Origin of the sequence: Shouchella sp. JSM 1781072, assembly GCF_041949915.1 — a bacterium.
Taxonomy (GTDB): domain Bacteria; phylum Bacillota; class Bacilli; order Bacillales; family Bacillaceae_D; genus Shouchella.
Genome location: NZ_JBHFQE010000001.1, coordinates 441,488 through 454,647 on the forward strand (window position 1 = coordinate 441,488; position 13,160 = coordinate 454,647).

A 13,160-nucleotide genomic window follows, 5' to 3' on the forward strand; every position below is an offset into this window, starting at 1 on the left:
AAGTTTAGAAAGATCAAACTTAGACACAACTAAAAATTATTCTATAGAAAAGAGGAAACAATTATGCCAGAAAAAACATTTAAAATTACGGCGGAAACAGGTATTCATGCACGTCCAGCTACGCAATTAGTTAACAAAGCAGGTCAATTCTCTTCTGATATCACGTTAGAGTACAAAGGGAAATCTGTTAATTTAAAATCAATCATGGGTGTTATGTCACTCGGTGTAGGTCAAGGTGCAGATGTAACGATTAAAGCTGAAGGATCTGACGCTGATGATGCACTTGCAGCAATTGAAGAAGTTGTAAAAGAGGGATTAGGCGAATAATGAGTAACAACTTAACAGGAATCGCTGCTTCAGCTGGAATAGCGATTGCTAAAGCGTTTGTTCATGAAGAACCTGACTTTACGGTGAAACAAAAAGAAGCAGCGAATAAAGAGACTGAAGTAGAGCGTTTAACGGCTGCGTTAGCGCAATCAACAAAAGAACTTGAGCTAATTAAAGAAAAAGCGCACAAAGAACTTGGCGAAGACAAAGCGGAGATTTTCTCTGCTCATTTACTCGTTTTAAGTGACCCAGAACTTATTGATGCTGTCAAAGCTAAAATTAATGAAGATGGTGTTACAGCAGAGTTTGCGCTAAATGAAGTAGCGGATATGTTCATCACAATGTTTGAAAACATGGACAATGCCTACATGAAAGAGCGTGCTGCGGATATTCGTGACGTCTCTAGACGTGTATTGGGACATCTTATGGGCATACAAGTCGTTTCTCTTGCCGCGATTGCAGAAGAAACTGTTATTATTGCTCATGATTTAACTCCTTCTGATACGGCGCAACTGAATCCAGAAGTGATTAAAGGGTTTGCAACGGATATTGGCGGACGTACGTCTCACTCGGCAATTATGTCTCGTTCTCTTGAAATCCCTGCTGTTGTTGGGACAAAAGAAGCAACGAAATCCGTGAGCAATGGCGATATTATTATCGTTGATGGAATTGATGGTAACGTCATTATTAATCCATCTGAAGAAGAACTTGCAGCTTACAAAGAAAAGCAAAGCAAATTTGCTGAACAAAAAGCAGAATGGGCGAAGCTTGTTAATGAGAAAACGTTGACACAAGATGGCGTTCATGTTGAGCTAGCTGCAAATATCGGCACGCCTCAAGATCTTGATGGTGTAATTGGTAACGGCGCTGAAGGAATTGGGTTATATCGAACAGAGTTTCTTTATATGGGCAGAACAGAACTTCCAAGTGAAGAAGAACAGTTTGCAGCGTATAAAGAAGTAGTTGAGCGTATGGAAGGTAAACCTGTTGTGATTCGTACATTAGACATCGGTGGCGACAAAGAACTTCCTTATCTTGACCTACCTGAAGAGATGAACCCATTTCTAGGTTTCCGTGCCATTCGTCTTTGCCTAGAAAAGCAAGATATGTTCCGAGATCAGTTACGTGCTCTTCTTAGAGCAAGTGCATTCGGGAATTTGAAAATTATGTTCCCAATGATCGCAACGATTGAAGAACTAAGAGAAGCAAAAGAAATCTTAGCTGATGAAAAAGCAAAACTTCAAGCTGAAGGTGTTTCGGTTTCTGAAGAACTTGAAGTAGGGATTATGGTTGAAATTCCGTCTACAGCTGTTGCTGCACCACAGTTTGCAAAAGAAGTTGATTTCTTTAGTATCGGAACAAACGATTTAATTCAATATACAATGGCTGCGGATCGTATGAATGAGCGTGTTTCGTATCTTTACCAACCATACCACCCGGCTGTATTAAGACTAATTGATATGGTTATTAAAGCAGCTCATGCAGAAGGTAAGTGGGTTGGCATGTGTGGCGAAATGGCTGGAGATGAGATCGCCATTCCATTGCTTCTCGGACTTGGTTTAGATGAATTTAGTATGAGTGCGACTTCGGTATTGCCGGCTCGTAGTCAGCTAAGTAAACTTTCAAAAGAAGAATTGAGCGATTTTGCTCAAAAGGCGCTACTTGAAAGCACATCGGAAGCAGTCGAAAACTTAGTGAAAAAGCATTACGCTTAAAAAGGAAGCCATTTTTGGCTTCCTTTTTCTTTTGATTAATTGGCTGGCTGTTGCGAGAACGTGAAGGAGTTAGGTACAATAGGAGAAAGAGAACTGTTCGACTATCTATGGAGGTGTTTTGATTGGAGAAAGCTTATGACGTACATGATCGCCAATTTGAGGATATTGAAAGGTCTTTACGAAAAGTAGCGGATTTAGTAAGGCAGAAAGGGAGAGAGATTTTAACGCATTTCCCTATTACGCCTCCGCAATTTGTGGCACTACAATGGCTCAATGAATACGGGGACATGACCATAGGAGAACTTTCTGATCGTATGCACCTTGCATGTAGTACAACGACAGATTTAATTGATCGAATGGAAAAGAACGAACTTGTCACACGTGTACGTGACGAGTCAGATCGTCGTGTCGTTCGTATACACTTAAAGAAAAAAGGACAAGAGATCATTTTAGAAGTCATTAAAAAGCGGCAGCACTATTTAGCTGAGATGCTTGAAGACTTCTCTTGTGAACAAGTTAACATACTTGAAGAAAATTTAAGCATGTTGTTAGAAACAATGAAAACCAAACGAGAGATTCGTTCATAATATTGTAGGAGCGACAGTTCAGTTGAGGAGAGAACACTATGGATAAACCGATCGGCATTATCGATTCGGGTTATGGTGGTTTAACGGTTGCAACGGAAATGATGCGACAGTTGCCAAAAGAAAGTATTTATTATGTTGGAGATTCAAAGCGATGCCCTTATGGACCAAGAACGGTTGAGGAGGTTCGTCGTTTTACGTGGGAAATGATTAATCATTTACTTGAGTATGAAGTGAAAATGCTCGTGATTGCCTGTAATACAGCAACAGCGGTCGTTCTTCATGAAGCGCGCGAAAAACTATCGATTCCAGTTGTTGGTGTGATTCAACCAGGGGCAATTTCAGCAATGAAAGTAACGAATAACCAACATATTGCTGTTATTGGAACATCCGGGACGATTAAGAGTAATGCCTACCCGTATGCGCTGGAAGCAATTAGCGAGAACGTAAAAGTAGAAAGTTTGGCGTGTCCACTATTTGTTCCGCTAGTTGAACAAGGGATCGTAGCTGGAGAAGAAGCAGAAGGCATTGTAGAGGAATCCCTTGCACCAATTAAAAATGGTCAATTCGATACGTTAATATTAGGCTGTACCCATTACCCATTGTTAAAGCCGGTAATTGAAGCGTATCTCCCGTCTCACGTTAACGTGATTTCATCAGGCGAGGAAACGGCGAGAGAAGTGAGCAGTGTATTGTTCCACCAATCATTAAATCGAAAAGCGGCTGAGGCGCCGACGCACCAATTTTTCACAACTGGGGCAGCAAAGCCGTTTGAAGAATTCGCTCGGAAGCGACTTCATCTTTTCCCAGCAAAAGTGGAATCAATTACATTTGAACATCGTTTAAAAATTGAGCGTTAGGGTACAAATAAGGTAAGTTTTTTGAGTGAAATGCTTTATGTTTTTGGGAATCGAGTGTATGCTAGTACTATAGTGAACCACTAAATTTTGAAGTAAACAAGCTTCAGTTAAATAAAAAGGAGTGTAACAACGAATGGCTTTTGTAATTTTAAGTCCATGTATTGGCGAAAAAGCTGGCGAGTGTGTTGACGTTTGTCCGGTAGATTGTATTGAAGAGGGAGAAGATCAATACTACATCAACCCTGATATTTGTATCGATTGTGGTGCTTGTCAAGGCGTATGTCCAGTAGATGCCATTGTAGAGGAATACGAAATGGCCCCTGAAGATGAAAAGTACTTAAAGAAAGCTGAAGCATTCTTCGGTGTAGAATAAATAAGCTAGAAGAGCCTGAGGTTCAATCAGGTTCTTCTTTTTTATATGCTAGACATTTGGTGATTTTTTTGTATAATATGTAGTGGAAACCATGAAGCACAGATGTGATTAATAAGGTAAGCCACCTGCAAATTGTATCTTGCAAATATAAGGAGATAGGTGAACATGGAAAAAGAATATCGCGTATTGTTGTATTATTACTACACCACGATTGAAGACCCGGAACAATTTGCTATCGATCATTTAGCATTTTGTAATAGCCTTGATTTAAAAGGAAGAATATTAGTTGCGAGTGAAGGAATTAATGGAACGGTATCTGGATTAAAAGAACAAACAGATCAGTATAAAACAGCACTGGAGTCAGATCCGCTTTTTAAAGGGATTGTGTTCAAAGAAGATGTAGAAGACAAGCATGCGTTCAAGAAAATGCATGTTCGTCCGCGAGAAGAGCTCGTGACATTACGTCTTCATGAAGATGATGTAAACCCGTTAGAAATGACAGGGAACTATCTTTCTCCTTCCGAGTGGAAAGCAGCGATGCAGGAAGAGAACACCGTTGTGATTGATGCCCGCAATGACTATGAGTATGACGTTGGTCATTTTAGAGGTGCGGTTCGACCAGATATTAAGACATTTAGAGAATTACCTGAATGGATTCGTGAAAATAAAGAGCAATTTGAAGATAAAAAGATCTTAACATACTGCACAGGCGGTATCCGCTGTGAAAAGTTTTCAGGCTGGTTAAAGCAAGAAGGATTCGAGGATGTATCCCAACTACATGGCGGTATAGTCACATATGGCAAAGACCCTGAAGTGCAAGGTGAGCTATGGGACGGTCAGTGCTATGTCTTTGATGAGCGCTTGACTGTACCAATTAACCAAGTAGATCCCAAAATAATCGGGAAAGATTATTTTGATGGTGAACCGTGCGAGCGCTATGTGAATTGCGCAAACCCAGAGTGTAATAAACAAATTCTTGCTTCTGAAGAGAATGAACACAAATATGTACGTGGATGTACGCCGGAATGCCGTGTTCACCCACGCAATTTATATATTAAAGAACAGCAGTTGTCACCTGAACAACATCAAGAACGATTGGACGTTTTAGGTGAAAAACTACCTGTTCGATCGTAAATAGCAGCTCTACTGCAAAAGCTTATTGACTAAGTCGATAAGCTTTTTTTTATTTTCTTTGAACAAGCTGGTCTAAACGATCGAGGATGCTCGTATACATGAAAGTACAACCATTCTGGGAGGGAAAGCAATGCGGAAATTAATTGGAATTAGTGCGCCTCTAATTGTCACACTCACTTTGGCGGTTGGGTGTTCAACAGGAGCAGATGAGCCTGTAAGTTTAGACGAGCCGGAAATCACGTACACGAATGAAACGGAAGAAGTCGATCCTTCCTTGATTGATGAAAGTGAAGCTGGGGAAGAAGCAGCAGATGAGGACGAAGATGAAGATGCTTCTGATGCAGACGAAACAGATGAATCAGCCGAAGGTGCTGAAGGCTCTGAAGAAACAGAGCAAACACCTGACCAAGATGTAGATGCGCAAAATTTGCGTCAGCTCTATTTATTCGATAGCAACGGTATGGTCGTACCTCAAACGATTGAATTGCCGAAAACAGATACAACGATGAAGCAGTCGCTCGAATACCTTGTGGCAGATGGACCTTTACAAGATGTATTGCCAAACGGGTTTAGAGCTGTCTTACCTGCAGGCACAACGGTGGATGTTAATCATCTAAAAGAAGATAAAATTGCAGTTGCGAACTTTTCAAACGAGGTAGAAGACTACAATTTAGAAGATGAAAAAGGCATGTTTGAAGCCATTACTTGGACGTTAACTCAATTTGATGATGTTGACGAAGTGAAAATTGAAGTAAATGGGGTTGAGCTTGAGCAACTACCGATGAGCGAATCGCCAATTGTCGGAAACTTTAGCCGAGAAGATGGCATTAATATTGATTATGGCAATGTTGTTGATTTTACAAATAGCCAAGATGTAACGGTATACTTCCTCGGTTCTCATGAAAATGAAACCTATTACGTTCCAGTAACGCGACGAGTCGCAGAAACAGAAAATGAAATAGCTACGGTTGTCAATGAACTAATTGATGGTCCTTCCATAGGTATGCGAACGTTGCTAACGGAGATGAATGATGAAATCGAGTTGTTAAATGAACCGGAAATCAAAGATGGGGAACTCGTTTTGGACTTCAATGAAGCGATACAAACGATGGTTGGGGAAGACGCTTATATTGAACAATCGATTATTGAATCGATTGCCCTATCGTTAACGGAACATCGTGATGTAGAGAAAATTTCGATCTTGGTAAATGGCCAAGAAGACATCTTCTCAGAATCGGGAGAAGCGGTAGAGACCATTCAACGTCCCGCGCATGTAAACAAAAATCCACTATAAAAAATTGGGCACCTGTTCCTACAGGTGCTCTTTTTATTATGTTATACTATACGACGAACTAAGAGAAAATCTTCTGGATAAGAAGAGGGGTTAAAAGTATGAGAGTGGATCAACGAAGCGAGAATCAAATTCGACCAGTGGAAATTATACCGCATTTCACGAAGCATGCGGAAGGGTCAGTTTTAATTACAGTTGGCGATACAAAAGTTATTTGTACAGCAACGATCGAAAATAAAGTGCCGCCTTTTCTGCGGGGGCAAAAAAAAGGTTGGCTTGCAGCGGAATATGCCATGCTCCCTAGAGCGACAGAACAACGAACGATCCGTGAAGCAGCGAAAGGGAAGCTTAGTGGAAGAACGATGGAGATTCAACGTTTAATTGGCCGTTGCCTGCGCACAGTCGTCGATTTAGACAAGCTTGGCGAGAAGACGATTTGGATCGATTGCGATGTCATCCAAGCTGATGGAGGTACACGTACAGCCGCTATTACAGGGGCATTTGTCGCAATGGTGTTGGCTTTACAAAAAACTTCCGGATTAAATGCGATTCCCGTAAAAGACTATGTTGCAGCGATATCAGTCGGAATTGTTGATGAGCACGGAGCGATTTGTGATTTAAACTATCAGGAAGATTCCAATGCTGATGTAGATATGAACGTAGTGCAAACAGGTGCTGGTCAATTTGTTGAAATTCAAGGCAGTGGAGAAGAAGCTGTATTTAGTCGAGCCCAATTAAATGAACTGTTAGATCTGGCTGAAGAAGGAATTCAACAGCTAATTGAGGTCCAAAAATCAATCGTGGGAGATTTGTTTTTGCCTAATTCAAAGGAGGCATGAATGATGAATGAAGTCATAATCGCAACAACGAACAAAGGAAAAATAGAAGATTTTAAAAAGTTGTTTCAGGGCACGTATGAAGTAAAATCTCTTTTAGACTTACCATCGTTTCCTGAAATCATAGAAGATGGTCAAACGTTTCAAGAGAATGCTAGAAAAAAAGCAGAAGTGCTTGCAAAAGCTATGGGTCAACCTGTCATTGCTGATGATTCAGGTCTTGTCATTGATGCGTTGGATGGAAGACCAGGCGTGTTTTCAGCACGCTATGCTGGTGAAGATAAAAACGATCAAGCCAATATTGAAAAAGTGCTAGAAGACTTGAGGGGCGTGTCCGAAAGAGATCGTACAGCACGGTTCGTATGTACGATTGCTTTTGCAGATCCAGAAAAAGAAACATCTTTTTTTGAAGGAACGTGTGAAGGTCTTATCGCTCATGAACAAGCAGGTGAGCATGGATTTGGCTATGATCCTATTTTCTATGTTGCCGATAAAAATAAGACGATGGCTCAATTATCTCTTGAGGAAAAGAATAAAATGAGTCATCGTGCAAAGGCGATTCAAAAGTTAAACGAGTATTTGTTAGGAGCGTCTTCATGAAAATTCTAGTCATAAGCGACACGCATGGTTGGGAACAAGAGCTTGAATCATTTTTGCAGCCTTTACGTGACCAAGTTGATTTGATTTTACACGCAGGTGACTCGGAGCTACAGGCTGATTCAAGTCAATTAAAGGACGTTGTGACCGTAGCAGGAAACTGTGACGTTTTTTCTTCGTTCCCTTCAGAAAGATTACTCGAAGCAAGTGGTTTAGTTATTCAGTTAACCCATGGCCATTACGAAGGCGTCAAAAGTTCATTAACTGAATTAGCACAGAAAGCACAAGAGAATAAAGCCACAATTGCGGTCTATGGTCATACCCACATTCCAAAAGTGCAGCGGTTCGGAGAGGTCATAACGATCAATCCGGGTAGCTTACGACTGCCAAAAGGCAAGTATGCAGGCTCTTATTGCGTGGTAGACATAACCGACGAGGCAATTCAAATTAACTATTTCACGATGGACGGTACGGCAATTGAAGCGCTCGAAGCAACCTTTAACCGAAATGACGTCTCTTAAGAAAAAATTGTTAAGAAGTAGTTGACACATTTTATTTAATCATGTATATTTATAAGCGTCGCAATTGTTGTTGTGGCGCTTATACATAATGTAGTTTAGTGGTAAAACCTCAGCCACGAGCGACGCTTTATGAAATGCGACGAGTTGTTCCGACGCATAATACTTCCTTGATAAGCGAGAAGAGGAAGGAACATGATTGTAGGGTGCGGAATAAAATGAGGATAATCTAAAAATAATGCGGGTGTAGTTTAGTGGTAAAACCTCAGCCTTCCAAGCTGATGATGTGGGTTCGATTCCCATCACCCGCTCCATTGTCCCAGTAGCTCAGCAGGATAGAGCAACGGCCTTCTAAGCCGTCGGTCGGGAGTTCGAATCTCTCCTGGGACGTTCAATAAGCGATAGACGAAAAACCTCTTACAGATGTAAGAGGTTTTTTTTATACACGCCGTTTACCACTTATTATAGGGGAGGAATTTTCCATTCATTGTGACAACAACTCGATTACCTTTTGGATTTTCTTCCTTTTCAATATCAAGTGTGAAATCAATGGCACTCATGATGCCATCACCCATTTTTTCTTGTATGACTTCTTTAAAAGTCGTTCCGTATACTTGAATAATTTCATGGAATCGATAAATAAGCGGATCGGTGGGGATCGTTTGGTCGAGCGACCCCTTTGTAGGATAAAGTTGAAGAGTGTCCGAGATGGAATCATCTAATTCTAAGCATTTTACCAATGCATCCGCTTCTTCTTTGTTTAACGTGTTTTGTCCCATAATTGCGGAGGCGATATATACGGGATGAAGGTTTGTTGCTGCCGCTAAATCATCATAGGTGAATCCTTTTTCTCTTTTTGCTAATAAAATGGCATCTGTTGCTTCTTCTTTTTGAAAGCGTTGATACGTTCTTTGCTCCACAAGTCATCTCTCCTTCTTGATTTCCTAATTCATTGTTTAAAGGAAAGCGTACCAAAGATGTAAAAAATGTTCAGGGAGGCTGTGAACCTTTCTTACATCTTTTTTTATTATGTCTTTGTAGATTCTTCAATAAGACTGCGCCATTTTTGAAAAGCGGGTAATGCGTCATAGTACCCTTTCATTGTTGAGGTTTTGCAATAATGAATGACCCAAGGACTTGGTTGATGAGCAATGCCTACATCGTAATCGTGTGTTGAAAAATGTAAGCATTGAGCCGTATCGTAAAAGTGCCACCCTTTTATCGCTTCTGGCCAAGAGAGATCATATTGGGTAGCCATTAACAGACCATCAACACATGCCGCTTTTCCATACATATAAGTGGTTTCCATACACGTTGTTTGCGTATACGTATCACGAACTTCTATGATTTTTCCTATTTTATTTTCATAAGGACTTTGCCACCACATGCCATGGTCTGGAAGCTGGCGAGCGCCAATGACGCCAAATAATCCTAACTTTTTATTATTGTGAAATAAAAAGAGGAGGTCATAGAGAAAGGATTGGTTTAAAATGAATGCATCTTGATGAAGGTACACTTTGTATGTACCTTTAGCTTTCTTCATACCCTCATTATATCCAGCTGTCATGCTAGTTGCGTTATAAATAGGCACGGTTTCAATTGATATATCAGAAGGAATCGAAAGTTGCTGAATATGAGCAAGGCACTGTTCATACAGCGTTTCATTGCTGACGCAACTAATAAAGCTAATGGTTGTTTCTGAAATCATGTTGACCTCCTTATTTATTTCGATTTTTAGCGTATAAAAACAGTTCATTCAATCGGTTTGATTGCAAAAGAGGAGAGATTTGTTTTACTTCGTCGTCTGGCCAATGCCACCATTGAATGGCTAAAAGACCTTGTCGTTGTTCTTCAGTAAAGCGTTCGCTAATCTGTTTAGCGGGGTTTCCAGCAACGATCGTATATGGGGCTACATTTTTTGTCACAACAGCATTGGCTGCAATAATGGCTCCGTCTCCAATGGTAACCCCGGATAAAATAACAGCGCCGCTCGCTACCCAAACATCATTGCCAATGATAATATTCCCTTTACTTGTTGGGTGCTCATTTGTTTTTGCTATATCAGGATAAAGAACGTTGAATGGATAAGTCGTCACCCAGCCTACTTGGTGATCAGCACCTAAAAGAATTCGAATACCGGCGGCGAAAGAACAATATTTTCCTATTTTTAACGTAACTTCTGGAACGAGGTGAAGAAGATCGATAGGGGACCCGTATGAAAAAGAACCGATGTCAAAGCCTTGTAAATTTGGGTGGTCATTTAAAAAAAACATAAGTTACCCCTCTCCTTGATTCTCTAACATTCTATTCAGCGATATCATCGCCTATGAAAGGGGCCAAAATAAAAACGCCCTTATTTATTGCGAATAAGAGGCGTTGTTAAGCGTATGTGTTTGGTTTTGGAAAGCATATAAAAAAGAATGAATGTCCTCGTTTTTATAGTCTTCAGAAATGGAATAAACCGTCCAACCTTTACGCTCTAAAGAACGTATCTTTTTTTTATCTTTAAGAAAGTCTTGTTGCTTCAAAAATGCAACACGATACGGAACAAGTGCAACATAAACAGCTATTTGGTCAACAACATAATCCGGAGAGGCATAAAAGCCGCGTTCTTTTAGAGAACGACAAAGATTTTGTTGTGACTCATTTTTGCATTCGTTCCAGTGATTCGTAACAAGCACGAGAGAAGGACGTTTAATAGGTTTAAAGAAATGAAAGAGAAACGAAAAAGGAGTGAACAAACGTTTCTTTTTATTTCGGTTTGTCTGCATAGGATCACCTCTTTGTTTACTATCCCCGTTTTTTAAAAAAATATAGCCATTTTTCAAAAGAAATTTTCTGACGAATAATCCTTAATCCCCTGATACTGTAAGCGTATACAAATGACAGAAAGATTAAAATTCTTTTTAAAAAAGGGTTGACCTGCATTTTTAACAGGCGTATAGTAAGTCTCAATAAAGATAAACGAAAAAACAAATGTGTTTTTCAGGTGGATACAATTTCGCTTGAAGAAACGGAAATAAGGGGAGATTAGCATGAGAAGCGACATGATCAAGAAAGGAATTGATCGCGCACCTCATAGGAGTCTTCTTCGTGCGGCTGGTGTAAGTGAAGAAGATATGGATAAACCTTTTATCGGGGTTTGCAATTCATATATTGACATTATACCTGGGCACATGCATCTCAATAAGTTTGCAGAAGTAGCAAAGCAAGCCATTATTGATGCCGGAGGGATTCCGTTTGAATTTAATACAATAGGTGTAGATGATGGGATTGCAATGGGGCATATTGGGATGAGGTATTCATTACCAAGTCGAGAAATCATTTGTGATGCGGCAGAAACTGTTATTAATGCACATTGGTTTGATGGTGTTTTTTATATTCCAAACTGCGACAAAATTACGCCAGGTATGCTTATGGCATCAGTTAGAACGAATGTACCATCGGTTTTTGTATCAGGTGGTCCGATGGAGGCAGGAAGAACAAAAGATGGGCAAAGCCTTTCACTTGTTTCTGTCTTTGAAGGCGTAGGCGCATTTTCGTCAGGAAAACTGACAAGAGAAGAATTGCTTGAAATCGAACAGCAAGCATGTCCGACATGTGGTTCTTGTTCAGGAATGTTTACAGCAAATTCTATGAATTCTTTAATGGAAATGTTAGGCCTTGCGTTGCCTGGAAATGGTACTCTCGTTGCTACTTCACAAGCACGCCATGACTTAATTAAAGATGCGGCTAAGCACCTCATGAATTTAATTGAAAAAGATATTCGTCCACGAGACATTGTCACAGAGGAAACGATTGATGATGCATTTGCATTAGATATGGCGATGGGTGGCTCAACGAACACCGTGCTCCACACACTAGCCATTGCGAATGAAGCTGAAATTGAATACGACATGACGCGAATTAATGAAGTGGCAGAACGGGTACCTTATCTTTGTAAGGTAAGTCCAGCCTCTGATTATTCAATGGACGATGTTCATAAAGCTGGTGGCGTTGCGTCTATTATAAAAGAATTAATCCACATGGGTGCGATTAAAGGAGAACGGTTAACGATAACTGGTCAATCTCTTTACGATACCGTTGCCCATGCAGAAATTACAAATACAGATGTCATACGAACTCGTGAAACGGCATATAGTCCGGTAGGTGGCTTGTCTATCTTATATGGCAATATTGCTCCAGATGGTGCTGTTATAAAAGTCGGAGCCGTTGATCCGTCAATCAAAATCTTTGAGGGTGAAGCGATCTGCTTTAACTCACAAGAAGAAGCGCAGGAACAAATTAATAAAGGCATGGTTACAGAAGGGCAAGTTGTCATTATTCGATATGAAGGCCCTAAAGGTGGACCGGGTATGCCGGAAATGTTAGCGCCGACTTCTGCAATTCAAGGTCGAGGGTTAGGTACAAAAGTAGCGTTAATGACAGACGGTCGCTTTTCAGGTGCTTCTAGAGGGATTTCAATTGGTCATATTTCGCCTGAAGCTGCTGAAGGAGGCCCAATAGCCTTTGTCGCAGACGGAGATCAAATTACAATTAATCTCATTGACCGCACGATTCATTGGGACGTGGCAGATGAAGAACTAGCTCGTCGACGAGAAGGCTGGATTGAACCAGAACCGAAAGTGAAAAAAGGCTATCTTGCTCGTTATTCAAAACTTGTTACGTCCGCCAATACAGGCGGTATTATGAAAATTTAATAGACGAATACGTTGAGAAGGAAAGTAGCGTTCATTTTTATCTACAGAGAGCCGTTGGTAGCTGGAAAACGGTGATAAACGATACGTGAAACTCACCTTCGAGTACGACTTTGAAAAAAGAGTAGGAGTCGTCGGATGATTGAAGAAAATCATTCGTTATCAAAAAATGAGGCTAATGCATTATTAGTGAAAAGGGTGGTACCGCGAGAGACTTTCTCGCCCCTT

The 13,160-nt window shown here is 40.5% G+C and carries 15 protein-coding genes, 2 tRNA genes and 1 other annotated feature (1 of these 18 cut by a window edge); of the genes, 13 read left to right on the forward strand and 4 right to left on the reverse strand.

Annotation, left to right across the window (positions count from 1 at the left end; all coding sequences use genetic code 11):
* Nucleotides 1–63: 63 nt before the first annotated feature.
* The 12 genes from ACE1TH_RS02315 to ACE1TH_RS02370 all read left to right on the forward strand — a co-directional run bounded on the left by ACE1TH_RS02315 (nucleotide 64) and on the right by ACE1TH_RS02370 (nucleotide 8,625).
* Entirely contained in the window at nucleotides 64–327 is a 264-nt protein-coding gene (locus ACE1TH_RS02315) for a phosphocarrier protein HPr (RefSeq protein WP_099301428.1), read from the forward strand.
* On the forward strand, nucleotides 327–2,042 hold the full coding sequence (gene ptsP, locus ACE1TH_RS02320) for a phosphoenolpyruvate--protein phosphotransferase (protein WP_375078306.1): 1,716 nt from the start codon (nucleotides 327–329) through the stop codon (nucleotides 2,040–2,042). The genes ACE1TH_RS02315 and ptsP overlap by 1 nt, the downstream gene beginning before the upstream one ends.
* Before the next feature lie 122 nt (nucleotides 2,043–2,164).
* Entirely contained in the window at nucleotides 2,165–2,629 is a 465-nt protein-coding gene (locus ACE1TH_RS02325) for a MarR family winged helix-turn-helix transcriptional regulator (RefSeq protein ID WP_099301426.1), read from the forward strand.
* Nucleotides 2,630–2,667: 38 nt separating this feature from the next.
* Nucleotides 2,668–3,486 carry a glutamate racemase gene (gene racE, locus ACE1TH_RS02330; RefSeq protein WP_099301425.1) on the forward strand — a complete coding sequence of 273 codons (819 nt, stop codon included), beginning with the start codon at nucleotides 2,668–2,670 and terminating at the stop codon, nucleotides 3,484–3,486.
* 133 nt (nucleotides 3,487–3,619) lie between these two features.
* The gene (locus ACE1TH_RS02335; RefSeq protein WP_035398139.1) at nucleotides 3,620–3,859 is read left to right on the forward strand and encodes a DUF362 domain-containing protein; all 240 of its coding nucleotides are present in this window, start codon (nucleotides 3,620–3,622) and stop codon (nucleotides 3,857–3,859) included.
* A gap of 165 nt (nucleotides 3,860–4,024) precedes the next feature.
* A complete protein-coding gene (trhO, locus tag ACE1TH_RS02340) occupies nucleotides 4,025–4,993 on the forward strand; it encodes an oxygen-dependent tRNA uridine(34) hydroxylase TrhO (RefSeq protein WP_099301424.1) in 969 nt (322 codons plus the stop codon).
* A 130-nt stretch (nucleotides 4,994–5,123) separates the two neighbouring features.
* Nucleotides 5,124–6,287: a GerMN domain-containing protein gene (locus ACE1TH_RS02345; protein ID WP_099301423.1), complete on the forward strand. Its 1,164-nt coding sequence runs from the start codon at nucleotides 5,124–5,126 to the stop codon at nucleotides 6,285–6,287.
* A gap of 98 nt (nucleotides 6,288–6,385) precedes the next feature.
* Complete coding sequence (gene rph / locus ACE1TH_RS02350) at nucleotides 6,386–7,123, forward strand: ribonuclease PH (RefSeq protein ID WP_099301422.1); 738 nt, start codon at nucleotides 6,386–6,388, stop codon at nucleotides 7,121–7,123.
* Between the two features lie 3 nt (nucleotides 7,124–7,126).
* Nucleotides 7,127–7,720 (forward strand): XTP/dITP diphosphatase, encoded by a 594-nt coding sequence (locus ACE1TH_RS02355; RefSeq protein WP_375078788.1) that lies wholly within the window; start codon nucleotides 7,127–7,129, stop codon nucleotides 7,718–7,720.
* The gene (locus ACE1TH_RS02360) at nucleotides 7,717–8,238 is read left to right on the forward strand and encodes a metallophosphoesterase family protein (RefSeq protein ID WP_375078307.1); all 522 of its coding nucleotides are present in this window, start codon (nucleotides 7,717–7,719) and stop codon (nucleotides 8,236–8,238) included. The genes ACE1TH_RS02355 and ACE1TH_RS02360 overlap by 4 nt, the downstream gene beginning before the upstream one ends.
* 237 nt (nucleotides 8,239–8,475) lie before the next feature.
* A tRNA-Gly gene (locus ACE1TH_RS02365) sits at nucleotides 8,476–8,549 on the forward strand.
* 2 nt (nucleotides 8,550–8,551) lie between these two features.
* Nucleotides 8,552–8,625: transfer RNA gene (locus ACE1TH_RS02370), tRNA-Arg, on the forward strand.
* Between the two features lie 62 nt (nucleotides 8,626–8,687).
* On the opposite strand, the gene cynS is transcribed toward ACE1TH_RS02370, so the two are convergent.
* The 4 genes from cynS to ACE1TH_RS02390 all read right to left on the reverse strand — a co-directional run bounded on the left by cynS (nucleotide 8,688) and on the right by ACE1TH_RS02390 (nucleotide 11,006).
* Complete coding sequence (gene cynS / locus ACE1TH_RS02375; protein ID WP_375078308.1) at nucleotides 8,688–9,155, reverse strand: cyanase; 468 nt, start codon at nucleotides 9,153–9,155, stop codon at nucleotides 8,688–8,690.
* 107 nt (nucleotides 9,156–9,262) lie between these two features.
* On the reverse strand, nucleotides 9,263–9,943 hold the full coding sequence (locus tag ACE1TH_RS02380) for a glycosyltransferase family protein (protein WP_375078309.1): 681 nt from the start codon (nucleotides 9,941–9,943) through the stop codon (nucleotides 9,263–9,265).
* A gap of 10 nt (nucleotides 9,944–9,953) precedes the next feature.
* A complete protein-coding gene (locus ACE1TH_RS02385; RefSeq protein WP_099301418.1) occupies nucleotides 9,954–10,508 on the reverse strand; it encodes a CatB-related O-acetyltransferase in 555 nt (184 codons plus the stop codon).
* Between the two features lie 84 nt (nucleotides 10,509–10,592).
* Nucleotides 10,593–11,006 carry a hypothetical protein gene (locus ACE1TH_RS02390; protein WP_099301417.1) on the reverse strand — a complete coding sequence of 138 codons (414 nt, stop codon included), beginning with the start codon at nucleotides 11,004–11,006 and terminating at the stop codon, nucleotides 10,593–10,595.
* A 264-nt stretch (nucleotides 11,007–11,270) separates the two neighbouring features.
* Between ACE1TH_RS02390 and ilvD the strand changes: the two genes are divergently transcribed.
* A complete protein-coding gene (gene ilvD / locus ACE1TH_RS02395; protein WP_375078310.1) occupies nucleotides 11,271–12,935 on the forward strand; it encodes a dihydroxy-acid dehydratase in 1,665 nt (554 codons plus the stop codon).
* Nucleotides 12,936–12,938: 3 nt separating this feature from the next.
* Nucleotides 12,939–13,160: a binding site (T-box leader), on the forward strand (it continues 2 nt past the right edge of the window).

Coding starts and splice junctions, on each gene's coding strand:
- ACE1TH_RS02315 (WP_099301428.1), top strand. CDS start 64: ATGCCAGAAAAAACATTTAAAATTACGGCGGAAACAGGTATTCATGCA.
- ptsP (WP_375078306.1), top strand. CDS start 327: ATGAGTAACAACTTAACAGGAATCGCTGCTTCAGCTGGAATAGCGATT.
- racE (WP_099301425.1), top strand. CDS start 2,668: ATGGATAAACCGATCGGCATTATCGATTCGGGTTATGGTGGTTTAACG.
- ACE1TH_RS02335 (WP_035398139.1), top strand. CDS start 3,620: ATGGCTTTTGTAATTTTAAGTCCATGTATTGGCGAAAAAGCTGGCGAG.
- trhO (WP_099301424.1), top strand. CDS start 4,025: ATGGAAAAAGAATATCGCGTATTGTTGTATTATTACTACACCACGATT.
- ACE1TH_RS02345 (WP_099301423.1), top strand. CDS start 5,124: ATGCGGAAATTAATTGGAATTAGTGCGCCTCTAATTGTCACACTCACT.
- rph (WP_099301422.1), top strand. CDS start 6,386: ATGAGAGTGGATCAACGAAGCGAGAATCAAATTCGACCAGTGGAAATT.
- ACE1TH_RS02355 (WP_375078788.1), top strand. CDS start 7,127: ATGAATGAAGTCATAATCGCAACAACGAACAAAGGAAAAATAGAAGAT.
- ACE1TH_RS02360 (WP_375078307.1), top strand. CDS start 7,717: ATGAAAATTCTAGTCATAAGCGACACGCATGGTTGGGAACAAGAGCTT.
- ACE1TH_RS02380 (WP_375078309.1), bottom strand. CDS start 9,943: ATGATTTCAGAAACAACCATTAGCTTTATTAGTTGCGTCAGCAATGAA.
- ACE1TH_RS02385 (WP_099301418.1), bottom strand. CDS start 10,508: ATGTTTTTTTTAAATGACCACCCAAATTTACAAGGCTTTGACATCGGT.
- ACE1TH_RS02390 (WP_099301417.1), bottom strand. CDS start 11,006: ATGCAGACAAACCGAAATAAAAAGAAACGTTTGTTCACTCCTTTTTCG.
- ilvD (WP_375078310.1), top strand. CDS start 11,271: ATGAGAAGCGACATGATCAAGAAAGGAATTGATCGCGCACCTCATAGG.